26 protein-coding genes are annotated in these 25199 nt (G+C 30.3%); 13 read left to right on the top strand and 13 right to left on the bottom strand.

Features of this window, described 5'->3' with window-relative positions:
* Positions 1-64: 64 nt before the first annotated feature.
* The 4 genes from WHD08_RS16730 (at position 65) to WHD08_RS16715 (ending at position 3938) form a co-directional block, all read left to right on the top strand.
* Positions 65-508, top strand: coding sequence for an META domain-containing protein (locus tag WHD08_RS16730; protein ID WP_208889989.1), 444 nt, complete (start codon positions 65-67; stop codon positions 506-508).
* Between the two features lie 250 nt (positions 509-758).
* Positions 759-1205, top strand: a complete 447-nt coding sequence (locus WHD08_RS16725; protein ID WP_208889990.1) for a GNAT family N-acetyltransferase — start codon at positions 759-761, stop codon at positions 1203-1205.
* Between the two features lie 156 nt (positions 1206-1361).
* Positions 1362-2264 carry a DMT family transporter gene (locus WHD08_RS16720; RefSeq protein WP_208889991.1) on the top strand — a complete coding sequence of 301 codons (903 nt, stop codon included), beginning with the start codon at positions 1362-1364 and terminating at the stop codon, positions 2262-2264.
* 291 nt (positions 2265-2555) lie between these two features.
* On the top strand, positions 2556-3938 hold the full coding sequence (locus WHD08_RS16715; RefSeq protein ID WP_208889992.1) for a flavin-containing monooxygenase: 1383 nt from the start codon (positions 2556-2558) through the stop codon (positions 3936-3938).
* Between the two features lie 159 nt (positions 3939-4097).
* On the opposite strand, the gene WHD08_RS16710 is transcribed toward WHD08_RS16715, so the two are convergent.
* Positions 4098-5597, bottom strand: coding sequence for an aminotransferase class V-fold PLP-dependent enzyme (locus WHD08_RS16710; RefSeq protein WP_208889993.1), 1500 nt, complete (start codon positions 5595-5597; stop codon positions 4098-4100).
* 8 nt (positions 5598-5605) lie between these two features.
* Positions 5606-7585 (bottom strand): protein-disulfide reductase DsbD family protein, encoded by a 1980-nt coding sequence (locus tag WHD08_RS16705; RefSeq protein ID WP_208889994.1) that lies wholly within the window; start codon positions 7583-7585, stop codon positions 5606-5608.
* Positions 7586-8217: 632 nt separating this feature from the next.
* Here WHD08_RS16705 and WHD08_RS16700 point away from each other — a divergent pair.
* Positions 8218-9459, top strand: a complete 1242-nt coding sequence (locus WHD08_RS16700; RefSeq protein WP_165732626.1) for a DEAD/DEAH box helicase — start codon at positions 8218-8220, stop codon at positions 9457-9459.
* 105 nt (positions 9460-9564) lie between these two features.
* On the opposite strand, the gene WHD08_RS16695 is transcribed toward WHD08_RS16700, so the two are convergent.
* From WHD08_RS16695 to WHD08_RS16685, 3 genes are all read right to left on the bottom strand, one after another.
* Entirely contained in the window at positions 9565-10170 is a 606-nt protein-coding gene (locus WHD08_RS16695; protein WP_208889995.1) for a thioredoxin family protein, read from the bottom strand.
* Between the two features lie 17 nt (positions 10171-10187).
* Positions 10188-10694 carry a TlpA disulfide reductase family protein gene (locus WHD08_RS16690; RefSeq protein WP_208889996.1) on the bottom strand — a complete coding sequence of 169 codons (507 nt, stop codon included), beginning with the start codon at positions 10692-10694 and terminating at the stop codon, positions 10188-10190.
* A gap of 110 nt (positions 10695-10804) precedes the next feature.
* The gene (locus tag WHD08_RS16685; RefSeq protein WP_208889997.1) at positions 10805-11584 is read right to left on the bottom strand and encodes a S1/P1 nuclease; all 780 of its coding nucleotides are present in this window, start codon (positions 11582-11584) and stop codon (positions 10805-10807) included.
* Between the two features lie 122 nt (positions 11585-11706).
* Here WHD08_RS16685 and WHD08_RS16680 point away from each other — a divergent pair, with 122 nt between their 5' ends.
* The 8 genes from WHD08_RS16680 (at position 11707) to WHD08_RS16645 (ending at position 17224) form a co-directional block, all read left to right on the top strand.
* Positions 11707-12567 (top strand): SPFH domain-containing protein, encoded by an 861-nt coding sequence (locus tag WHD08_RS16680; RefSeq protein ID WP_208889998.1) that lies wholly within the window; start codon positions 11707-11709, stop codon positions 12565-12567.
* Positions 12568-12606: 39 nt separating this feature from the next.
* Positions 12607-12774, top strand: coding sequence for a DUF4177 domain-containing protein (locus tag WHD08_RS16675; RefSeq protein WP_208889999.1), 168 nt, complete (start codon positions 12607-12609; stop codon positions 12772-12774).
* Positions 12775-13275 (top strand): hypothetical protein, encoded by a 501-nt coding sequence (locus WHD08_RS16670; RefSeq protein ID WP_208890000.1) that lies wholly within the window; start codon positions 12775-12777, stop codon positions 13273-13275.
* Between the two features lies 1 nt (position 13276).
* Positions 13277-14200, top strand: coding sequence for an alpha/beta hydrolase family protein (locus WHD08_RS16665; RefSeq protein ID WP_208890001.1), 924 nt, complete (start codon positions 13277-13279; stop codon positions 14198-14200).
* A 1-nt stretch (position 14201) separates the two neighbouring features.
* Positions 14202-14366: an Arc family DNA binding domain-containing protein gene (locus tag WHD08_RS16660; protein WP_068364181.1), complete on the top strand. Its 165-nt coding sequence runs from the start codon at positions 14202-14204 to the stop codon at positions 14364-14366.
* Positions 14367-14504: 138 nt separating this feature from the next.
* Positions 14505-15179, top strand: coding sequence for a DUF2490 domain-containing protein (locus WHD08_RS16655; protein WP_208890002.1), 675 nt, complete (start codon positions 14505-14507; stop codon positions 15177-15179).
* A 2-nt stretch (positions 15180-15181) separates the two neighbouring features.
* Positions 15182-16489: a DUF819 domain-containing protein gene (locus tag WHD08_RS16650; protein WP_208890003.1), complete on the top strand. Its 1308-nt coding sequence runs from the start codon at positions 15182-15184 to the stop codon at positions 16487-16489.
* A 6-nt stretch (positions 16490-16495) separates the two neighbouring features.
* Entirely contained in the window at positions 16496-17224 is a 729-nt protein-coding gene (locus tag WHD08_RS16645; RefSeq protein ID WP_340833002.1) for a DUF4369 domain-containing protein, read from the top strand.
* A 168-nt stretch (positions 17225-17392) separates the two neighbouring features.
* On the opposite strand, the gene WHD08_RS16640 is transcribed toward WHD08_RS16645, so the two are convergent.
* The 8 genes from WHD08_RS16640 to rpsK all read right to left on the bottom strand — a co-directional run bounded on the left by WHD08_RS16640 (position 17393) and on the right by rpsK (position 25171).
* Entirely contained in the window at positions 17393-18307 is a 915-nt protein-coding gene (locus WHD08_RS16640) for a dimethylarginine dimethylaminohydrolase family protein (RefSeq protein WP_208890005.1), read from the bottom strand.
* Positions 18308-18373: 66 nt separating this feature from the next.
* A complete protein-coding gene (locus tag WHD08_RS16635) occupies positions 18374-19660 on the bottom strand; it encodes a citrate synthase (RefSeq protein WP_208890006.1) in 1287 nt (428 codons plus the stop codon).
* A gap of 177 nt (positions 19661-19837) precedes the next feature.
* Entirely contained in the window at positions 19838-21127 is a 1290-nt protein-coding gene (eno, locus tag WHD08_RS16630) for a phosphopyruvate hydratase (protein WP_208890007.1), read from the bottom strand.
* A gap of 127 nt (positions 21128-21254) precedes the next feature.
* Positions 21255-22373: a glutamine-hydrolyzing carbamoyl-phosphate synthase small subunit gene (gene carA, locus WHD08_RS16625; RefSeq protein ID WP_208890008.1), complete on the bottom strand. Its 1119-nt coding sequence runs from the start codon at positions 22371-22373 to the stop codon at positions 21255-21257.
* A gap of 104 nt (positions 22374-22477) precedes the next feature.
* Positions 22478-22951 (bottom strand): 50S ribosomal protein L17, encoded by a 474-nt coding sequence (rplQ, locus tag WHD08_RS16620; RefSeq protein ID WP_068451564.1) that lies wholly within the window; start codon positions 22949-22951, stop codon positions 22478-22480.
* Between the two features lie 60 nt (positions 22952-23011).
* Positions 23012-24004, bottom strand: coding sequence for a DNA-directed RNA polymerase subunit alpha (locus tag WHD08_RS16615; RefSeq protein ID WP_165732609.1), 993 nt, complete (start codon positions 24002-24004; stop codon positions 23012-23014).
* 94 nt (positions 24005-24098) lie between these two features.
* The gene (gene rpsD / locus WHD08_RS16610; RefSeq protein ID WP_208890009.1) at positions 24099-24704 is read right to left on the bottom strand and encodes a 30S ribosomal protein S4; all 606 of its coding nucleotides are present in this window, start codon (positions 24702-24704) and stop codon (positions 24099-24101) included.
* An 83-nt stretch (positions 24705-24787) separates the two neighbouring features.
* On the bottom strand, positions 24788-25171 hold the full coding sequence (rpsK, locus tag WHD08_RS16605) for a 30S ribosomal protein S11 (protein ID WP_036825729.1): 384 nt from the start codon (positions 25169-25171) through the stop codon (positions 24788-24790).
* Positions 25172-25199: the final 28 nt, after the last annotated feature.

Below are 25199 nucleotides of genomic sequence, written 5' to 3'. Positions count from 1 at the left end.
ATTAATTCGGTTCGCTATTACACGAACCAAAACTATATTTATACTCTAATAAAAAGGAAAAATTATGAAAACTAAATTAATAATAGTATTTACAATGATAGCAATGATAACTATAAGTTGTAATTCTGATAAGAAAAAAAACAAGGATACTTTAACGAATTCTATTACAGAAAAACATTGGCAACTTAAAACTCTAGAAGGACAAGACGTTGCCAAAGCAGACAACTTAGAGCGTGAAATCTTTATCACTTTAAATACAGATACAAACAGCCTTACTGGTTTTACAGGTTGTAATACAATTTCTGGAGAATTTATTTTAAAAGAAGGCAATAGAATTGAATTTAAAAAAATGCTAACAACTTTAAAAATGTGTCCAGATACAGCTGTTAATGAATCTGAATTATTAAAAATATTTGAAATAGCAGACAACTACACAATTAAGGATAACATTCTATCATTAAACCTTGGAAGAAGAGCTCCTTTAGCTGTTTTTGAAGCTATTGAATAAAATAAATCTTTTACAACATTATTTTATCTATAAACCGCACTATAGTGCTTGCGTTTTATTTTAGATCAAATAAAGAACATAAAAGAGACTATTAAATATTGGAACTTTCCATTATTAATAAGTCTCTTTTTTCTTTTTAGAACTGTAACCTTTTTATAAAAATCTTTGCTAATTTTGCTTTACTGCACATCCAGTAAGTAACACTTATAATTACAAGTATTTTAATTTATTAAAGCACAAAAAAAAGAATATGATTACTATTCAAACCGTAAAAACAGAAGACTTAAAAGAAGTGTTAGCACTTGAGCAACTTGTTTTTAATGCAGGTAGTTACCCTGCTTTTGTAATACGTCAATTGTTTGACATTACTAATAATTTATTTATACTCGCCAAAGAAAATAATAAAATTTTAGGCTTTGCAGTAGGTGCATTAAACACCAATAACCAAAAAGCTTGGGTTCTATCATTAGGTGTGCATCCAGAAGCTAGAGGTAAACAAATAGGAAAGAAACTAACGAACAAGTTGGTCAACCTGCTAAAGGATGAAAATTGTTTAGAAATATGCTTAACAGTTCATCCTGATAATGCTGCAGCAATTAATATTTATAAAGAGCTAGGTTTTAAAGGCGAAACAATTATAGAAGACTATTTTCTAGAGAATGAAAAAAGAATTATTATGACTTTAAAAAATAGCTAAACCCACAAATTGGATTAAAAAATGATTTAATGTCTATCTATTACAATTAGAAAGATACTATAGAAATAATTATTCAAACACCTACTATATAGACTTATAAAATGTGCTATTTATAAGAAATAGTTATTAGAAAAACTGCTTTACTACTTTAATATTATGAAAAACTTTGTAAATAATAAATGGTTTTTATTACTTGTAATTGCATTGACATGGGGAAGTTCCTTTATGTTGATAAAAAAATCATTGGTAGTTTTTACACCTTATGAAATTGGAGCAATACGAGTTGTTGGCTCTGGGCTACTATTAGGCGTTATTGGTATTCCTGCACTTTTTAAAATGTCGAAAAAGACAATTTTATGGGTAACAATTGCTGGTTTCTTCGGTAATTTCTTACCGATGTTTTTGTTTCCAATTGCCCAGACTAAAGTAAGTAGTTCCTTGGCAGGTATTTTAGATTCTTTGGTTCCTATTTTTGTGTTGGTTTTTGGCTTTTTGTTATTTGGAATTAAAAGCAAAAAAACACAAATGCTTGGTGCCGTAATTGGTTTTCTAGGAGCTGCAAGTATTATCTATTTCTCTGAAGCAAATACAGAAGACTCTAATTTTTGGTATGTTATGTTAGTTGTACTCGCTGGAGCATCTTATGGTGTAAACGCGTTAGTTATAAAAGAAAGAATCCCGAATTTAAATGCTATAAAATTAACTGCTGCTGTGTATTCTATTTGGGCAATTCCATCTTTGGTAATTTTATATTTTACTGGTTTTGTTCAAAATTTTGAAATGAAACCAGAATTTACAGAACCATTAAGTTATTTGGCTTTTTTAACCGTTTTTGGTACCACAATTGCCATGTTATTATATTTTAAATTAATACAAGATACCTCTGCCGTTTTTGCAAGTACCGCAAGTTATTTGCTGCCAATTGTTGCGGTGATTTGGGGCGTTTTAGATGGAGAAAAATTTACTTTTTGGTATGTTTTTGGTGGCGCACTAATTTTAATCGGAATTTACTTAATTAGAGAGAAAAAGAAAGATCCAAAATTAGTTCCTCGTGGGTAAATTTTAAAATCTTTAAGCTGTTTCTACAATCAATAATACAGATCTACCTATTAAGTTAATCAATGCTATTATTAGGGAAAACCTTATAAAAATTGTACCTTTATCACTTCTGGAAAAACAACCTTAATTCCATAGAATAAACAGTTACATACTGCTTAAATTCAATCTAAAAGGATTCTGAGTTATTTCCAATGCTACAAAAACGTAGCTATTTACTAAAATTATTAATTAATAATACTTGTGCTGTTTCTTGAAACATGTACAAATTAAAAATGTATACATATTATGGATATGAGTAAAAAACGCGTCGCAATTATTGGTGCAGGACCAAGTGGTTTAGCACAACTAAGAGCTTTTGAAGCTGCTAAAAAACAAGGTTTAGAAGTTCCAGAAGTTGTTTGTTTTGAAAAACAAAGTAATTGGGGTGGTATGTGGAATTTTTCATGGAGAACAGGTGTTGGTAAATATGGAGAACCTGCGCATGGAAGTATGTACAAATATTTATGGTCTAACGGCCCAAAAGAGTGTTTAGAGTTTTCTGATTATTCTTTTGATGAGCATTTTAAGAAACCTATTTCATCTTATCCACCAAGACCCGTTTTATTTGATTATATTCAAGGTAGAATCAAAAAAAATAATGTTAGAGACTACATTCGTTTTAACACTACCGTACGTTGGATAAATTATAATGAAGACACCAAAAAGTTTAAAATTGTTTTAGATAATTTAAAGATTGATAAAACATATTCAGAAGAATTTGATTACCTCGTAGTTGCATCTGGCCATTTCTCTACTCCAAATATGCCTTATTTTACAGGCATAGAAGAATTTACAGGACAAGTAATGCATGCTCATGATTTTAGAGGAGCAGATCCATATAAAGACCAAAATTTATTAATTATTGGTAGTAGTTATTCTGCCGAAGATATTGGTGTGCAATGCCATAAACATGGTGCTAAATCGGTAACTTTAAGCTATAGAAGCAAACCTATTGGTGTAAATTGGCCAGAAGGAATTACAGAAGTACCATTGTTAAAATACTTTAAAGGAGATACAGCATTTTTTAAAGATGGTACCTCACAAAAATTTGATGCCGTTATTATGTGTACCGGATACCAACATAAATTTCCGTTTTTACCAGATGAATTACGTTTAAAAACAAAAAACAACTTATACCCAGACCACTTATACAAAGGTATTTTCTTTAATGACACTCCTAATTTAATTTACTTAGGAATGCAAGATCAATACTACACCTTTAATATGTTTGATGCACAAGCTTGGGTTGCAAGAGATTTTATAATGGACCGCTATAAAATACCAACTAAAGCAGAAAGACGATTAGATATTAATAAATGGTTAGTAGAAAATGAAAGGTTAAAGTCTAGCCATGATCATGTAGATTTTCAAACTGCCTATATTAAAGAATTATTAGCATTGTCTGATTACCCAGGTTTTGATGTAGATAAAGTTGCAGAAATGTTTAAAGAATGGTTAAAAGATAAAGATGAAAACATTTTAACCTATCGTGATAAAACTTTTAAAAGTGTAGTAACCGGTACTATGGCAGAAACGCATCATACTGAATGGATGGATGAATTAGATGATAGTAAAGAACGTTACCTATTTGAAGACCAAAAAGAAAAAGCTTTAGAAGAAAAAGAGCCCGTTTAGATTTTTTTATAGTGATAAAAAAACACCTCACATATTTCTAATCTGTGAGGTGTTTTTTTTAAAAATATTACTTTAAATTTTCATGATAAAGTAAATAAGATTAGAAGCAAAAATCAATTTAACAACATCTATTTTAAAGGTTCAATAGCTCCTTAAAATTTATAATGAAAACCATTTTTTTACCAACTCTTTTTCAATAGGTGGAACAGTCTTGTGTAAAAAATCATTTTTTAGATTATCATACTTATAATCTTTAGACCATTCTTCAATATTTTCTGACAGTTCTTTTAAAGAATTACAAATAAAGCTTAACTCTTCTGATGTAATTGTTGGGTGAATTGACAAGCGAATCCAACCTGGTTTGTCTGTACTACAACCCAGCAATATTTCATCTTTAATTCTATTAGATGTTGCTTGATCTACATTCAATAAAAAATGTCCGTAAGTTCCTGCACAAGAACAACCTCCCCTAGTCTGAATTCCGAATCTATCATTCAATATTTTTACAACCATATTAAAGTGATGTTTTTCAAAATAAAAAGAAAAAATACTCAATCGGTCTTTATGGTTTGGCGCTAATATTTTTACTCCAGAAAGGCTTTCTAAAGTTTCAAAGACCACTGCATTTATTTCATCTTCCCTTTTCTTAATGTTTACAACGCCCATTTTGTCTTTCAACTGAATAGAAAGTGCAATTTTTATAGCCTGCATAAATCCTGGTGTTCCACCATCTTCTCTTGTTTCTACATCCACAAAATAATCATGCTGTCCCCAAGGATTTGTATAACTTACTGTACCTCCACCTGGGTTATCTGGCACCACATTTTTATACAATTTTTTATTAAAAACTAAAACTCCAGAAGTTCCTGGACCTCCTAAAAACTTATGAGGAGAAAAGAAAATTGCATCTAATTGTTCGTCTTCATTTTCTGGGTGCATATTTATATCTACATAAGGAGCACAACAAGCAAAATCGACAAAACAGAGTCCGTTGTATTTATGTATTAGCTTTGCAACTTCATGATATGCCGTTTTTATTCCTGTAACATTAGAACAGGATGTTATAGAAGCAATCTTTATTTTTCTGTGTTCGTATTTCTTAATACACTCTTCAAATTTCTTTACACATAACAAACCTTCATCATTACAAGGCACTACTTCAACATCTGCAATTGTTTCTATCCAAGATGTATGGTTAGAGTGATGCTCCATATGAGAAACAAAAACAATAGGTCTAATTTCATCTGGAATATGAGTATGTTCTTTTAAATTTTCTGAAACTTTTAATCCTAAAATTCTTTGAAATTTATTAACAACACCTGTCATTCCTGTACCGGAAGTAATTAAAACATCATTATCATTTGCATTCACATGACGTTTAATAATGCTTCTAGCTTCATGATACGCTAAAGTCATAGCAGCACCAGAAGTTGATGTTTCTGTATGTGTATTTGCTATAAAAGGTCCAAATTCATTTATTAACTTTTCTTCAATTGGGCGGTATAATCTTCCGCTTGCGGTCCAATCTGTATATATTAATTTTTGTTCCCCATACGGAGATTGAAAAGTCTGGTTAATACCAACGATATTTTTTTTAAACTGATTAAAATAATTTTCTAAATCAGATTTTACTATGTTGTTTTTATTTGCTGAAATCATAATTAAAATTATTTAAATTTTTTAATACCTTCTTTCATCCAATTATAATATTCATCGCTATTAGGAGTATACCCTACTGGCGCATTTAAATCTTCTTCATCATGATTCATTAAAACATAAAAAGGTTGTGTATTCGTTTTGTATTTAATGGTTTGCATTTCACTCCATTTCTGACCAATATACTTTAATTTTTTACCTGGTCTTAATTTGCTTTCTACCACTTCATCATCCTCTAGTTTTCTTTTATCATCAACATATAGAGAAATTAAAATTACGTCATTTTTAAGCATTTTTAAAATATTTGGTTGCACCCAAACGTTTTGCTCCATTTTTCTACAATTTACACAAGCATGTCCTGTAAAGTCCATCATTACTGGCTTTCCTACTTTTTTAGCATACGCCAAACCTTTATCATAATCATTAAATGATAAAATATTATGTGGAGGCATTAAATGTGCTCCATCAGGAATTTCTGTCTGAGAGGCATCTCCAGAACCTAGTTTCATATAACCTACTCCGTAAGGAGATTCACTATAATGCTGTGGTGGTGGAAAAGCGCTAATTAAATTTAAAGGTGCTCCCCATAAACCTGGTAACATATATAATGTAAAAGTTAATGAAAATAATCCCAAACCTAATCTACCCACAGAAATATGTTTTATCGGAGAATCGTGTGGTAATTGTATTTTTCCGAAAAGATATAAAGTTAACCCTCCAAAAACGGCAATCCAAATGGCAATAAACACTTCTCTTTCTAACCAATGTAACTGAAGCACTAAATCTGCATTCGACAAAAATTTAAAAGCCAAAGCAAGTTCTAAGAATCCTAAAACTACTTTTACGGTGTTTAACCAACCACCAGATTTTGGCAAAGAATTTAACCAACCAGGAAACGCTGCAAATAATGCAAATGGTAAAGCAATTGCTAAAGAAAAACCTAACATGCCCACTATTGGACCTATTTGACTTCCACCAGCTGCAGCTTCTACTAATAAAGTACCAACAATAGGGCCTGTACAAGAAAAGGATACAATAGCCAATGCTAAAGCCATAAAAAAGATACCTATTAAACCACCTCTATCTGCTTGAGAATCTACTTTATTTGCCCAAGAATTTGGTAACATAATTTCGAAAGCTCCTAAAAAGGACGCTGCAAAAACCAATAATAAAACAAAGAAGATAACGTTAAACCACACATTTGTAGAAAGTGCATTTAATGCATCTGCTCCGAAAAGAAGACTGACTAAAACACCTAATAAAACGTAAATTACAATAATTGAAAGTCCGTAAATAATGGCATTTTTAATTCCTGCAGCCTTTGTTTTACTTTGTTTTGTAAAAAAGCTCACTGTCATTGGTATCATCGGGAATACACAAGGCGTTAACAATGCAGCAAAACCAGATATAAAGGCAATTAAAAAGATTGAAATTAAACCTCTTTGATTATTGTCTTCACTTGGTGTGTTTGTCGTGGTACTTTTTATAACACTTTCTTTTTCTGATGTTATACTTGCAGTTGAAATATCTTTTGTAACAGTTGTATTATTAAAATTAAATTCTAAATCTATATAAGTAGGCGGCAAACATCTGCTATCATCACAAACCATAAACTCTACTTCTCCTATTATTGCAGTAAGTTCTGTACTTGTAATTTTTACTTTTTGCTTAAAAGTTGCACTGTCTTCAAAAAACTTAATAACCATATTAAAAACAGGGTCATCTATCGTATGTCCCTCTTCTTCTACAACATTATCTATTAAAGAATAACCTTCATTTTCTTCAAAAGTAAATGAAGTAGGTATTGGTCCATCTTCTGGCACATTTTGTGAGTATAAATGCCAACCTCTATCTATACTTGCCTTTGCTACAAGATTGTATTCAGTTTCTGATACTTTTTCTACAGAAGTAGTCCATTTTACAGGTTCAAAAACTTGAGCGTATGATGTAAACCCAAGCGTTAATAATAAAATTAAAATTATTTTCTTCATCTGTTTCTATTTGGTATTTAGTATCAGTTTTATTTTTAAAACTTTTAAGTTAAAGGAGAATAATAAGGTCTTACTAATTACGTTTTAGATAAGTAGTGAGTACTTTTTTTTTAAAGCACCAATATTAATATTTCTAAGGAAGTCTACAAAGTATTATAGGTTAATTATATTATAATTTTCCTTATAAAACACTTCTAATAAATCCATATAAAAAAGATTAAAACTAGTCTGCTTCTTATATTCTTTTTAATAATTTGACTTCCTTTTTTTAAAACCTTTTTATGGTAAATTTACCTTGTGTTACTATTCTAATTTCTAGAAGTTAAACAGCTACTAAGATATCAACTTTATCTGAATTAGAATTAAATTGTATGCAAATCTTAGCTTAATAATACCACACATACACTTGGCTAAATTAAGAATAACAACAAGTTAAACTAAAAACACATACATCACTCTAATCAACTTTCTCTCCTAAACATTAAACTTACATTAATATAAACACCTTTAAAATTCGAGTCCGTTTTATGCTTAATCCATTTATATACGTAAATAAAACGTTCATTATTCAAAATTTTATAAATACAAAATGCATTGATACAATTAAACTATCTTTGCATAAAAAATAATCAATGCAGTTTTCTGAATTACCTTTACATAAATCCATCTTAAAAGCAGTTGCTGAAGAGCGATTTCACAGACCAACCCAAGTACAAGAAAAAGCAATTCCTTTAGTTTTAGCTAAAAAAAACGTAATTGTTTCTGCACAAACAGGTACCGGAAAAACTGCTGCTTTTGCTTTGCCAATAATTCAACTTCTATTAGATAAAGAAGTAGAAGAGGATAAAAAAGCTAAAAAGAAGATAAAATCTTTAATTATAACACCAACTCGTGAGTTAGCAATACAAATTTTAGAAAATTTTGTAAGCTACAGCAAATACACCGATTTAAAAACTACTGCTGTTTTTGGTGGTGTATCTTTAGAACCTCAAAAAGAAATATTAGGTGAAGGTGTAGATGTTTTGGTTGCAACTCCTGGTAGATTAATTGATTTACAATTACAAGGAAACATCGATTTAAGTGCTATTGAAATTTTTGTATTAGATGAAGCAGATTTAATGTTAGACATGGGCTTTATTGCCGATGTTAAAAAAATAGAAGCATTATGTCCTAAGCAAAAACAAACATTACTTTTCTCTGCGACAATTCCAGAAAAAATAGATGAATTGGCTAAAAGGATTTTAAAAAGTCCTATTAAGATTGAAATAAATCCAGAAGAAACTACGGCAAAAAACATTGGTCAGTTATTGTATTATCTTCCAAAGAAAAACAAAACCGATTTATGTTTGCATTTGTTAAGAAACACCATAAACGGGAAAATAATTATTTTTAGACGTACCAAGTTTGGTGTAGATAAATTAGAGGAATCGCTACTTAAAAATGGCTATAAAGTTACAAGTATTCATGGTGATAAAACCCAAGCAATACGTAACAAAGCTATTGAAGATTTTAAAGATAAAAAAGCAAATATTTTAATTGCGACAGATGTTGCAGCACGTGGAATTGACATTACAAATGTAGATGCCATTATTAATTTTGATATTCCTAACATACCAGAAACGTATATTCATAGAATTGGTAGAACTGGTAGAGCTGGTAAATCTGGAATTGCTTTTTCTTTCTGTTCTCCAGATGAAAATGCTTATATTAAATTAATTGAAACGTTAATTGAAAAAACAATTAAAGTTATTGCAGAACATCCTTATCCTATTGCACCACCAAAACACAGAAAAAAACAGCCAAATACGGAAAGTAAACATAATAAAGGAAGAAAGTCTGAAGCTTCTAAGAAGAATAAAAAACGTTGGTATTAAACTTACCTCACCTTTTAAAATTATCGCATAAAAAAACCCCAAGTGAAAACTTGGGATTTTTTGTAAATAGAGGAAAAAGTTCAATTAATCTCTAAATCATTTCTCTTATAATACTTTTATTGAACAACCAATTGCTCTAGTGTTTCTTTTTGTAGGCTTTTTTCCAGACAATAAAGCATCTAACACGTTTTCTACATATTTTTCAGTTACAGAATCTGCATCTCTAGAATTATTATCTATTGCTCCAATATATTCAACTTTCATACTTGGTTTGCTAACCACAAATACATGAGGTGTTTTAGTTGCCCCAAATTTGGGATATACTTTTTGTCCTTCATCTAATAAATAAGGAAACGTGAATCCTTTTTCTTCTGCCCTAACCTTCATATCTTCTAAACTATCTCCTTTAGAAGCCTTCGGATCATTCGGATTGATAGCAATTACAGGATAACCTAATTTTTTATATTTTAAATCTAAAGCGATTATTCTATCTTCATTAGCTACAGAATACGGACAGGTATTACACGTAAAAATGATTACAAATCCTTTTGCATCAGCATAATCTGATAGAGAAACCATTTTACCATCAATATTCTTTAACGTAAAATATTCTATGGTGTCACCTACTTGGTAACCATCTGCCGTATTTATTGTAAAGGCACTTGCCACAAGAACTACAAATAGGACTAAAATCGATTTTGTAAATTTCATATTGTTACTTTGTAAGTTTATAAAATAGTTTTCAATTCGGATTCTAGTTCTTCATAATCGAAAGATTTCTCGTAAAACGTTCTTCCTTTTGCATTGTAAATTAATGTAGCTGGTATGGCTCCAGACCAAGTAGAATCTATGGCTTTAATCCAGACATCTTCATTAATATCATTTAATAAAACAACTTTAGACTGTAAATTATGTTTATTGATAAATGGAATCAATCTTTTATCTACTTGTTTCGGAAAGTCTAAACTAACCAAAATAACTTCTACATTTTTAGCTGCATATTCTTTGTTTAATTTTTCAAATGCCGGTAATTCTTTTACACAAGGAGCACACCAAGTTGCCCAAAAATTAACAACGTATGTTTTACCATCATTTTTTTCTAACAAAGGTTTCAATTCATTGTATGTATAAGACTTTACAGAGCTTACTTTTTGTGATACTTCTTTTACTTCTCCTTTTTTACAGGAAAATAAAAGAGACAAAAATAGCAAAGAATAAAAACCGTTTTTAAACATTTTATAAAATTACAAAGAAGATATCTTACTAAAAAACAATTAACTAATCCTTAACAAAAAAGCCTCATAAAACTAAATTTATGAGGCTCTAATACTAATCTATTTTGCTGTTAGAAAATATCGTTTAAAATTTTTGCCAAACGAATTCCTCCTTTTTGCAATTGAGTTCTTACAGTTCCTAAATGATTATAAGAATATCTGTATTTTAAATTCTCACCAACTTTTACAGATTTATAAACTTCTTTTGTAACCTCATGAACTTCATCTACCCAATCTACAACAGTTCCTTTTTCAATAGCTTTAATTTCTGCTTTTGATAAATCTTTTGCATTTTCAGCCAATTCAATATAACTCATGTTATATTCTTCTATTATTTTAGAATCCCAAACCGAGTGCAAGTTTGTCCCCTTACCAAACCACTGAAGCTGTATTGTATTCCCACCTTTGTCTTCTCTTTGTCCAACATGCATTGGTTGATGTAAATCTCCAACTAAATGTACCAACATTTTTAAATAGAAAACTTTATCTTCCTCAGAACTATTGTCATCCTTTAAAACCTCTATACATTTATAGATACCAGTAACCATATCTCCTGCCGGATTTTTTTCTGCATCTGCATACTTTTCATCTAAGCCCATATTTACATAATGCCAAGAATAAAACTCGTTGTATTTTTTATCAGATTTTATCTCATCACCAAAGGTGGATACAAATGCCAAACTTTGTCCTTTTAACAATTTGTCAATTTTTCTTTTGGCTTTGTTTGTTAAATGATTTTCGGCAATTTTCCCCGTAGTTCTATGTCCTGTTGGTCCCCAAAAAACAGTTTCTTCTGCTGAAAAATTTGAGAATAAAAATATCGATAGTATAAAAAGTACTTTAATCTTCATTTTGTGTTTTTAAAATTATGTTTCAACAAATTTATAAAATTATTCTTCACCAAATTTGTAATTCTCAAAAATAATACTATATCTTTACGATATCATTTTAATATCACTTTAAATAAATCTATATGAAAGCAGAAAAAATTATTAAACCAGCAAACGGTTATTTAATGTTATTAATCGTACTACTATTATTTATTGGCGGAATTGTATTATCTGCATTGGAAGAAACAATTGTATATATGATTGTTAGTTTAATTGGCTTTATTGGTTTCTTCGGATTTATTCTTGTAAACCCAAATACTTCTAAAGTAATTTTATTGTTTGGTAAATATGTTGGTACTATTAAGGCGAATGGAATGTATTGGGCAAATCCGCTTTATAAGAAAAAAACAATTTCTTTAAGAGCTAGTAATTTTGATTCTGAACGTTTAAAAGTAAATGACAAATTAGGGAATCCAATTATGATTTCTACCATTTTGGTTTGGAGGGTTACAGATACGTATAAAGCTGCTTTTGATGTTGATAATTACGAAAACTTTGTACGTGTGCAAACAGATGCGGCCGTTAGAAAATTAGCAAGTATGTATCCGTATGATAATTTTGCAGATGAAGGTCATGATGAAGATATTACTTTACGTTCTAGTGTTAACGAGGTTTCTGAAGCTTTAGAAAAAGAAATTGATGAGCGTTTAACAATTGCAGGTATTGAAGTTTTAGAAGCAAGAATTGGGTATTTAGCCTATGCTAATGAAATTGCCTCAGCCATGTTAAAAAGACAACAAGCAACTGCAATTGTAGCAGCAAGACATAAAATTGTACAAGGTGCTGTAGAAATGGTAGAAATGGCTTTAAACGAATTAAGTAGAAAACAAATTGTTGAGTTAGATGATGAACGCAAAGCTGCAATGGTAAGTAATTTATTGGTTATTTTATGCGGAGATAAAGAAGCGTCTCCGGTTGTAAATGCAGGTACTTTGAGTCATTAAAATATCATATATCTAAATAGAATCTTAAAAAACTAAAATATGAAAGAGTACAAATTTTTAAAACAAAAAATAAGTTGGTCTAACAGCCAGAAAAATTTTGAAGATGAAATAAATGAACACGCTAAACAAGGTTGGCGCGTAATTAATGTATATGCAAATACCAATGGTGGCGTTTATGCCGTTTTAGAAAAAGATAAAAATCTTTAAATGAAAATTTTTAAAGAAGAACAAAATTTTAGACAAACCTGGTTAATTGTACTTTTACTTATAGCTTCCATTGTACCTGTTACAATGATGATTAAAAAATACTTAAAAGAAGATTCAACTTTATCTACACAAGAATTTGCAATCACAATTGGTGTTATTCTATTATCGATTTCATTAATTTTCTTCTTTAAACTAACAACCAAAATTGATGAAGTAGGAATTCATTACCAGTTTTTTCCTTTACATTTTAAAGTAAAAACAATTCCTTGGAATACAATTTCTAAAGCTTATGTAAGAAAGTATCAACCTATAAGTGAGTTTGGTGGTTGGGGATTAAGAGGTGGCTTCTTTTTTAATAAAGGAAAAGAAAAAGCCGTGAATGTTTCTGGTGATATTGGCATTCAATTAATACTTAAAAATGGAGAAAAGTTATTAATAGGAACTCTATTAAAAGAAGAAGCAAAAAGAGTGTTAGAAACTTATAATTCAAAAATAAATTAATATGATTCGTTTTATTACTTATATCATCATCACAATCTTTGGGACACTCGTTTCTTTAGCACAAGTAAAATCCGAAGAAATTTTAATAAAAAATGGAACAATAGAACTTCCAGGAACCTTAACTTTTACGGAAGAAAATTCGCCTTTAATTATTTGGGTTCATGGCTCTGGACCTGTAGACAGAGACGGAAATCAGCCTACACAAAATGTAAAAGCAAACTATATTAAACAATTTAGAGATTCCATCAACAAAGAAAATATTGCATTTTTTAGTTACGATAAAAGAACCGCTAACAAGAATAACAGCAAGTTACTAGCAAATACAAAAATATCCGATTTTACATTGGATGCAGAAAAAGTAATTGCACATTTTAAAAAGGACAACCGTTTTTCTAAAATTATTTTAGTCGGCCATAGTCAAGGTTCATTAATTGCAATGATGGCTTCTAAAGAGGTCGATAAATACATTTCTATTGCTGGTACAGGAGAACAAATTGATGAAACAATTATAAAACAAATCACAAAAAACAACGCTCCAATGGGTGTTGCAGCCAGAAAACAATTTGATACTTTAAGAGTAAAGGGGAAGATTGAAACTGTACATCCGTTTTTAATGAGCATATTTGGGAAACCTAATCAGGATTTTTTATACGATTGGATGCAGTTGAACCCTAAAACCGAAATTAAAAAATTAAAGATTCCTGTTTTAATTATTAATGGAGATAAAGATTTACAAGTAACCATTGAAGATGCTAAAATGTTGCATGCTGCAAATACAGATTCTAAATTGGTAATTATAGAAAACATGAATCATGTTTTAAAGGACATTCAAAAAGAAGAAGACAATATAAAATCTTACTATTCTTCGGAATATCAAATCTCAGATAAACTAATAGAAACCATTAGTTTATTTATAAAAAAATAACATGGCAAAGAAAAAAGCATTCGCGTTGCGAGTAAATGAAGACATGATAAAAGCTATTGAAAAATGGGCTGCAGATGAATTTCGTTCTACAAACGGACAGATAGAATGGATGCTTATGCAAGCACTTAAGGAAGCTAAAAGAGAACCTAAAAAGAAGGAAGAATAAATTAAGCTTATCCAAGCAATTAAAAACAACATAAATTTTAAAAATAAACGCTCAATTTTTATTGAGCGTTTAGTATTTTGTATATTGCCTACTTGATAAAAATCAATTAAAATCTATTTTCTTAGATCTAATTAATTTATGAAAAACAAAATACTAATTATCTGTTTAATACTTTACTGTTTTCAAGTAAATGCACAATCTTCCGCTGAAAGCAAATTAGGTACTTGGTATATGTACAATGGTTCTTATAAACTTTCTAAAAACATCAAACTTACCACCAATGCCCATTTTAGGTATTATGAACTAGCATCAGAATATCAACAAGAAATTTATAGGTTGGGAGTCAATTATGCTTTTAATAATAAAATGAACGTTACAGCTGGTAGTGTATATTCCATAACTGACACTTCTTACAAAAAAGATGCTGCAGATTTATATGAATATCGTTTTTATCAAGATTTAAACTATAAAGATAATTGGAATAAAATTAGAGTAAAACATCGTGTACGATTAGCACAAAGATTTAAAAGAAAAAACGCAACAAATGAGGTTGCCCACAGAATACGATATGGCTTATTTTTAAACTATCCAATTTCTAAAAATTGGGAAACTTACACTTTTAGCGAGCTTTTTATAAAATTTGCAACCAAAGCTTATAGTCAAAATAGAACGGGTGCAGGTATTCTTAAAAAAATCGATGATAATCTAAAACTAAAATTAGGTTACTTTTACACAAAATTTTCAAATAGTGATCTTCATAGGTTACAAGTAGGAATAATTTTAAAAACAGACTTTACAAAAAAAACAATTTAAATATGACAACACCCACTTTTACAAATGACGCAATCGTTTTTGGAATCTTAATGTTATCACTCGGTTTCGTTTTCTATACGGAAAATATAAAAAGTGGTTTCTGGCATAAATTCTACAAGATTGTACCAGGTTTATTTATGGCATATTTCATTCCTGCTATTTTTACTACTGCCGGCATCATATCCCCAGAATGGGAAACATTAAGTACGGCAGGAGAAGTTGTAAAAGGAAAATCGCAATTGTATTATATTTCTAGTCGATTTTTATTGCCTGCTGCCTTAGTTTTAATGACACTAAGTATCGATTTAAAAGCTATTTTCAACCTAGGTTCTAAAGCATTAATTATGTTTTTTACGGGAACTGTAGGTATTATTATTGGAGGACCAATAGCTATTTTATTAATTTCAATTTTCTCTCCAGAAACGGTTGGTGGCTCTGACTTTGATGCTGTTTGGCGTGGTTTATCTACACTTGCAGGAAGTTGGATTGGTGGTGGTGCAAACCAAACTGCCATGTTAGAAATTTACAAATACAACCCTGCAAAATATGGAGGAATGGTGTTTGTAGATATTGTAGTTGCTAATGTTTGGATGGCTATTCTATTAATAGGAATTGGTAAAAAAGACAAAATAGACAAATGGTTGGGTGCAGATACTTCTGCCATAGAAGATTTAAAAGATAAAGTTTCTTTATTTGCTAAGAAAGTAAAAAGGAATCCTTCTGTAACAGACTTTATGATAATTCTTGCCATTGCGTTCGGTACTGTTGGTTTAGGTCATTTTACTGCAGCATATTTAAGTTCTTTTTTTAGTGATTTAGTTGCAGGTATAGAGTCTGAAACATGGAGAAACATCTTTACTTTCTTAGGTTCTAGTTTCTTTTGGTTGATTAGCATTTCTACCGTTATTGCAGTAATCTTATCTTTTACAAAAGCAAAAAATTACGAAGGGGCGGGTGCAAGTAAAATTGGAAGTGTATTTATTTACATTTTGGTTGCTACCATTGGTATGAAAATGGATTTAGCAATGATTTTTGACAATGTAGGGTTAATTGCTATTGGTCTTGTTTGGATGTCTATTCATGCTGGATTATTAGTGTTCGTTGCCAAATTAATAAAAGCTCCTTATTTCTTTTTAGCACTTGGTAGTCAAGCAAATGTTGGTGGTGCTGCTTCTGCCCCAATTGTAGCGCAAGCATTTCATCCTTCTTTAGCTACTGTTGGTGTTTTATTAGCTGTTTTTGGGTATGCTATAGGAACAATTGGTGCTATTTTATGTACCATTTTAATGGAATTATCAGCAACACTTTAAATAAAAATGAGCATATTTGCAGACGAAAAATATAGATTTATGAAGAAAATTATTACGCTTTTAGTCCTTTCAATTTTAATTACAGCATGTTCTTCTAAAAAAGAAGGAAATATGACTGTGCAAGGACAAATTAAAGGTCTTAAGAAAGGGACTCTATACCTTCAAAAAATGAAAGATACATTATTAGTATCTGTAGATTCTGTAAAATTGTTAGGTAGCGATAAATTTACTTTAAAGGATAATGTAGAATCTCCTGTACTTTATTATTTAACGTTTGACGGAAATACAAGTGATAAAAGAATTCTCTTTTTTGGTGAAAAAGGAATTATTACCATTAATGATAATGTAGAAAAGTTTGGCTATACTCCAGAAATAACAGGATCTAAAAATCAAGAAATTTTAGATAAGTATAACAAAATCAAACATAAATTTCAGGACCAGCGATTAGAATTCATTAAGAAAGATTTTGATGCTAAAAAAGCAGACAATCAAGAATTAATTACGCAATTAGAAAAAGACTATCAAAATCTTTCTAGAAGAAGAGTTTTATTTACAACCAATTTTGCACTTACAAATGCAGACTATGAAGTTGCACCTTATATTGGCTTAACAGAAATGTATGATGCTAGTTTAAAAATGTTGGATACGGTGAATAATTCTTTATCAGATAATGTAAAAAACTCAGATTACGGAAAACGTTTTCAAGAATACTTAAATTCTATCAAAGAAAAATAGAGAAAATATTTTTCTCCTATAAACAATAAAAACGAGCAATTTGCTCGTTTTTTTGTTTTAATAAAGGCAAGAACACTAATTAAATTATTGTAGAAAAATTCCAGATCTGTTTTAACTATAAATAATTACATTTTAAGACACTATTATAAACAGCTGAAACATCTATATTTAATCTCTTATTAAAGGCAACGTAGAACATCTAAGCAACCCTTCTTGTTTTGCTATTTCTGAATATGCTACTTCCTCTACGGTAAAACCATTTTCTCTAAGCCAAGTGTTTAATCTTGTAAAGTTTTTTTCAGAAATAATAACTTCTTCAGAAATTGAAAAAACATTACTATTCATACTATACATTTCATCTTTAGTTATCTCAAAAATGTTTTCCTTTCCAAAGAAATTTACCAACCATTCATATTCTCTTTCAACTAAAAAACCGTTTTTATGAAGAATAGCCTTGTCTTTTCCTATTGGTTGAAAACAGCAGTCTAAATGCAACGCATTATCTTTAGCGTTGGTATTCGATTTTCTTAACTCAAAAGATTTTACTATTTTTTCAGGAAATAATTCTTGAAGCGCAATTATAGCATCCATATTTGTACGTGCTGTAATATAATCGGCATAATCACTTCCAGAATAGGTACCAACAAAAATATATTCATTCCACGGCATTACATCACCACCTTCTACATGACATTCTTTGGGTAAAACAACCACTTTAGAAGGATCTATTTGTGAGATAACTTTATCTATCGCTTTATATTCTTTTTCTCTGTCTGGTAGAATATTAGCTTCTATAAAAGTGTCTTCTATTACAAAAGCAATATCTCTAGCAAATATTTGATTGTAATTTTCAATTATATCTGGTCTAAATACTTCTACATCATACTTTTTTAAAACTTCCGCAACAGCTTCCATCTCTAAGTTCATTGCAGATTCTTTAGGATATGTACCCGCTAAAACGTGTTCTATACTCTTAGGATCATAACAGTCTTCAACTTTTGGTACTCCTCCATTACTTTTGGCAGTACCTAAAATTACAGCTCTTAATCTAGCTGTTTCGTTTTTTATATTTAGTTCTAACATAGATAATATGGATAAAAAAAAGCTCCATAAAATTATGAAGCTTTGATTTTGTAAATGTAATAAAATTTATCTTTTTTCTAAACCTACAAAAGGTCTTAAATTTTCTCCTGTATAAATTTGACGTGGTCTACCTATTGGTTCTTTTTTAAGACGCATTTCTTTCCATTGAGCAATCCAACCTGGTAAACGTCCTAAAGCAAACATTACCGTAAACATTTCTGTTGGAATTCCCATAGCTCTGTAAATAATACCTGAATAAAAATCTACATTCGGGTATAATTTTCTTTCTACAAAATAAGGATCATTTAAAGCTTCTTGCTCTAAACTTCTTGCGATATCTAAAATAGGATCTTCAACTCCTAAATCATTTAAAACATCATCTGCTGCAGCTTTAATAATTTTAGCTCTAGGATCGAAGTTTTTATAAACTCTATGTCCAAATCCCATTAAACGGAAAGGATCATTTTTATCTTTTGCTTTGGCCATGTACTTTTTAGTATCACCACCATCAGCTCTAATTCCTTCTAACATTTCTAATACCGCCTGGTTTGCTCCACCATGTAATGGCCCCCAAAGTGCAGAAATTCCTGCAGAAAGAGAAGCAAATAAACCAGCGTGAGAAGAACCTACAATTCTTACTGTAGAAGTAGAACAGTTTTGTTCATGATCTGCATGTAAAATCAATAATTTATCTAATGCATCTTTAACAATTGGGTTTATTACAAAATCTTCATTAGGTTGTTTAAACATCATAAACATAAGATTCTCTACATATCCTAAAGATTTTTGTCCATAATTTAAGTGCATTCCTTTTTGCTTACGCATAGTCCAAGCTACTAGAACTGGAAATTTAGCCATAATACGTACAATAGCATTATACATATCTTCACTAGACTCAATGTTTACAGAAGAAGGGTTAAATGCCGTTAATGCGCTTGTTAAAGAAGACAAAACTCCCATTGGGTGAGCTGTCTTTGGAAAAGCTTCTAAAATCTTTCTAACATCATCATCAACTAAAGAATGGTCTCTAATATCATTATGAAATTTATCTAATTCTGATTTTGTAGGTAAGTTACCAAATATTAAAGCATAAGAAACTTCTAAAAAGTCTGCTTTTTCAGCTAACTCTTCAATTGAATAACCTCTATAGCGTAAAATTCCTTTTTCTCCATCTAAAAAAGTAATTGCACTTTCACAAGAGCCTGTATTCTTATAACCAGGATCTATAGTTATAACTCCATTAGTTGCACCTCTTAAGGTTTTTATATCTATGGCTAGTTCATTCTCTGTTCCTTTTACGATCGGAAACTCATAAGATTTATCCCCAATTTGTAATTTAGCTGTATCTGACATTCAATGATGATTTTTAAGTATTGTTAAGTTTGACGAAGATACCAAATTTTAGAGAATTTTAAAAGGAGGTACTGATAGTTTTTAGATATTTTAAAATAAAGGTAATTTATATAAGAATTAAACAAAAAAAACCTCATAATTTCTTATGAGGTTGTATTATATATAAGAAAGTAATCCTTATAAGTTAAAAGCTTTTTCTCCTGGGAAATAAGCAGTTGCTCCTAATTCTTCTTCAATACGTAATAATTGGTTGTATTTTGCCATTCTATCTGAACGAGAAGCAGAACCCGTTTTAATTTGTCCACAGTTTAATGCTACTGCTAAATCTGCAATAGTATTATCTTCTGTTTCACCAGATCTATGAGACATTACTGAAGTATAACCTGCATTTTTAGCCATATTTACAGCTGCAATAGTTTCAGTTAAACTACCAATTTGGTTTACTTTAATTAAAATAGAATTTGCAATACCGTTTTCAATTCCTTTAGCCAAACGCTCTACATTTGTTACAAATAAATCATCACCTACTAATTGAACTTTATCACCAATTAATTCAGTAAGGTATTTTGTACCATCCCAGTCATTTTCATCCATTCCATCTTCAATAGAAATAATAGGATATTTAGCAGCTAATTCAGCTAAATAATCTGCTTGTTCTTTACTTGTTCTAATTTTTCCAGTTTCACCTTCAAATTTAGTATAGTCGTATTTTCCATCAACGTAAAACTCTGCAGAAGCACAGTCTAATGCAATTTTAATTTCTTCTCCAAAAACATAACCTGCATTTTTAACTGCTAAAGCAATAGTTTCTAAAGCATCTTCAGTACCACCTGCCAAATTAGGAGCAAATCCTCCTTCATCACCAACAGCTGTAGATAAACCTCTATCGTGTAAAACTTTCTTTAAGTTATGAAAAATTTCAGAACCCATTTTTAAAGCTTCAGTAAAAGTTTTAGCTTTAACTGGCATAATCATAAATTCTTGAAATGCAATCGGAGCATCTGAATGAGAACCACCATTAATGATATTCATCATTGGTAATGGTAAAGTATTAGCAGAAACACCACCTACATATCTGTATAAAGGCATCCCTAACTCATTAGCAGCAGCTTTAGCAGCAGCTAAAGAAACTCCTAAAATTGCATTTGCTCCTAATTTAGATTTATTTGGTGTACCATCTAAATCAATCATTAATTGATCAATTGCATTTTGTTCAAATACAGATGTACCTAATAATTCTGCAGCAATAATGTTATTTACATTAGATACTGCTTTTAAAACACCTTTACCCATGTAATCTTTACCACCATCACGTAATTCTACTGCTTCGTGCTCCCCGGTAGAAGCTCCAGAAGGAACTGCTGCTCTACCTAAAATTCCGTTTTCTGTAGTTACATCTACTTCTACTGTTGGATTACCTCTTGAATCAAAAATTTGACGTGCGTGAACGCTAATTATTATACTCATTATATTTATTATTTAATTAATTTATGTCTTTTATTTATACTGCTAATTTACAAAAAACCACTCATAAATGAGTGGTTTTAAATAGTTACTTACGAAAACGTTTTCAGATGAAATAAATTAACAAATGTTAACTTATCACTGCTTTTGCCTTCATAATATTTTCTATAAATTGATCAAATAAATACTCAGAATCATGAGGTCCTGGGCTTGCTTCTGGGTGATATTGTACAGAAAAAACATTCTTATCTTTCATACGAATTCCTGCAACTGTATGATCATTTAAATGAACATGTGTAATTTCTACATTCTCATTAGCTTCTGTTTCTTCTCTATTGATAGCAAAACCATGATTTTGTGAAGTAATTTCTCCTTTACCTGTCAATAAGTTTTTTACAGGATGATTAATTCCTCTATGACCATTGTGCATTTTATAAGTAGAAATTCCGTTAGCCAAAGCAATTACTTGATGTCCTAAACAAATACCAAATAAAGGTAAATTTCTTTCTATAATTTGTTTAGCAACTTCTTGTGCTTCAATTAATGGTTCTGGATCTCCAGGTCCATTAGAAATAAAATAACCATCAGGATTAAAAGCTGCTAAATCTTCAAATTTAGCATTATAAGGGAAAACTTTTATATAAGCTCCTCTTTTTACTAAATTTCTTAAAATATTCTTTTTAATTCCGATGTCTAAGGCAGATATTTTAAACTCAGCATTTTCATCACCCACAAAATATGGTTCTTTTGTAGATACTTTAGAGGCTAATTCTAAACCTTCCATGGTAGGCACAGCTGCAAGTTGCTTTTTTAAATCTTCAATATTATCTACATCTGTAGAAATAATAGCGTTCATAGCTCCATTATCTCTAATATATGCCACTAAAGCTCTAGTATCAACATCAGAAATAGCCACAAGATTGTGTTTTGTAAACCAGTCTTTTAAATTACCATTAGAATCTACTCTAGAATGTGTAAAACTAAAATTTCTACAAATTAAACCTGATATCTTTATTCCATCAGATTCAACTTCATTATCATTTACCCCATAATTACCAATATGTGCATTTGTTGCAACCATTAATTGACCAAAATAAGAGGGATCTGTAAAAATTTCTTGATACCCTGTCATACCTGTATTAAAACAGATTTCTCCAGTAGACGTTCCTTCTATTCCTACGGATTTACCATAAAAAATTGTTCCATCTGCTAATAAAACAAGCGCTTTTTTTCGTGTTTGATATTTCATTGATAGTTATTGATAGTTGTTGTGTTTCTTAATGCAAAAATATAAAAAAAAGGGATAAACGTAAACGCTTATCCCTTTTATATAAATTAAAAAATTTTCATTTTCTATTCTTCAGATTTTTCTTCTGTTGCTGTTCCTTCTACTTGTGGAGCATCTGCTTTTTTGCTTCTTCCTCTACGTGTAGTTTTCTTAGCTTTTTTACCATTAGGATTGTAAATTTCGTTGTAATCAACTAATTCTACCATTGCCATAGGAGCATTATCCCCTTGACGATTTCCTAACTTAATAATACGAAGATAACCTCCTGGTCTATCTGCTACTTTTACAGAGATTTCTTTAAATAATTCTGTAACTGCATATTTATCACGTAAGTGAGAAAATACAACACGTCTGTTGTGAGTAGTATCACTTTTAGACTTTGTTATTAATGGTTCTGCAAAAACTCTTAATGCTTTTGCTTTAGCCACTGTAGTGTTAATACGTTTATGTTCTATTAAAGAACATGTCATATTAGCTAACATTGCCTTTCTGTGTGAAGTAGTTCTTCCTAAATGATTATGCTTTTTTCCGTGTCTCATGACCTTTGTTTTATAATTTCATCTTGCATCAACTCACTATGAGGAGCAAATTATGAAAAATTAATCTCTATCTAATTTGTATTTTGTTAAATCCATACCGAAACTTAAACCTTTAACAATAACCAATTCTTCTAGTTCTGTTAATGATTTTTTACCAAAGTTTCTAAACTTCATTAAATCACTTTTGTTAAAAGAAACTAAATCTCCTAATGTATCTACTTCTGCAGCCTTTAAACAATTTAAAGCTCTAACAGATAAATCCATATCGATTAATCTAGTTTTTAATAACTGACGCATATGTAATGATTCCTCATCATATGTTTCTGTTTGTGCAATTTCATCTGCCTCTAAAGTGATACGCTCATCAGAGAATAACATAAAGTGGTGGATTAATATTTTTGCAGCTTCAGTTAATGCATCTTTAGGATTGATTGATCCATCAGTATCGATATCGAAAACTAATTTTTCATAATCCGTTTTTTGCTCTACACGAAAATTTTCGATTGCATACTTTACATTCTTAATTGGTGTGTAGATAGAATCAGTAAAGATTGTTCCTATTGGTGCTGAAGCTTTTTTATTCTCTTCTGCAGGTACAAATCCTCTACCTTTTTCTATAGTAATTTCTGCATTTAACTTTACAGATTTATCCATGTTACAGATTACTAAATCTGGATTCAATACTTGAAAACCAGAAATAAATTTCTGTAAGTCTCCTGCAGTAAACTGCTCTTGACCAGATAATGAAATAGATACAGTTTCTCTATCTGTTTCTTCTATTTGTTTCTTAAAACGAACTTGTTTTAAGTTTAAAATAATTTCTGTAACGTCTTCTACAACTCCAGATACAGTAGAAAATTCATGCTCTACACCATCAATTCTTAATGATGTAATTGCAAATCCTTCTAAAGAAGATAAAAGAACTCTTCTTAAAGCGTTTCCTATTGTTAAACCAAAACCTGGTTCTAAAGGTCTAAACTCAAATCTACCTGTAAAATCAGTAGATTCAATCATAATAACCTTATCTGGTTTTTGAAAATTTAAAATTGCCATTTTTCTTCGTTTTAATTGTTACTCGGTTGCGCGGTTTATAAACGTGAAGAGATGTTTATAAACCCTTTGGCCGAATTTCAATGTGTTTAATTTATTACTTAGAATATAATTCTACGATTAATTGTTCTTTGATGTTTTCTGGAATTTGTAATCTTTCTGGTGCTTTTACAAAAGTTCCAGATTTAGTATCAGTATTCCAAGTTAACCATTCAAAAACATTGCTGTTAGAAGCTAATGCATTTTCAATAGCACTTAAAGATTTAGACTTCTCTCTTACAGCTACAACATCTCCATCTTTTAAACTATAAGAAGGAATGTTAACTATTTCTCCATTAACAGTAATATGTCTGTGAGAAACTAATTGACGAGCTCCACTTCTAGAGTTAGAAACACCCATTCTGTAAACAACGTTATCTAAACGAGATTCACATAATTGTAATAAGATTTCACCTGTAATCCCAGAAGCAGCTTGTGCTTGTTTAAACAAGTTACTGAATTGACGCTCTAAAATACCATAAGTATATTTCGCTTTTTGCTTCTCCATTAATTGAGTAGCATATTCAGATTTTTTTCCTCTTCTTCTTGCATTACCATGCTGTCCTGGAGGGAAATTTCTTTTTTCGAAGTTTTTATCTTCTCCAAAAATTGCTTCACCAAACTTACGAGCAATTTTAGTTTTTGGTCCTGTATATCTTGCCATTTCTTTTTGTTGTTATAGATAGGGATTATGAATTAAGGCTTACTCCTTCGATAATCTAGATCCTATCAAATTAAAAAATTAAATTATACTCTTCTTCTCTTCGGTGGACGACATCCATTATGAGGAATAGGTGTAACATCAATAATTTCTGTTACTTCGATACCTGCATTATGAATAGATCTAATAGCAGATTCTCTACCATTACCCGGTCCTTTTACATACACTTTTACTTTACGTAAACCTGCTTCTTTTGCAACGTTTGCACAATCTTCTGCTGCTAATTGAGCTGCATATGGAGTATTCTTTTTAGAACCTCTAAAACCCATTTTACCCGCAGATGACCAAGAAATAACGTCACCTTTTTTATTTGTTAAAGAAATAATGATGTTGTTAAAAGATGCAGTTACGTGCGCCTCTCCAATAGCATCAATTATTACTTTACGCTTTTTTGAACTTGCTTTTGCCATAATTTTTCAGTTTTAGTAATTTAGTTTT

It is taken from the genome of Polaribacter sejongensis (genome assembly GCF_038024065.1).
Classification (GTDB): domain Bacteria; phylum Bacteroidota; class Bacteroidia; order Flavobacteriales; family Flavobacteriaceae; genus Polaribacter; species Polaribacter sejongensis.
Note: the sequence above shows the minus strand (reverse complement) of the source record. Positions and strands in the feature narration are given on the sequence as shown.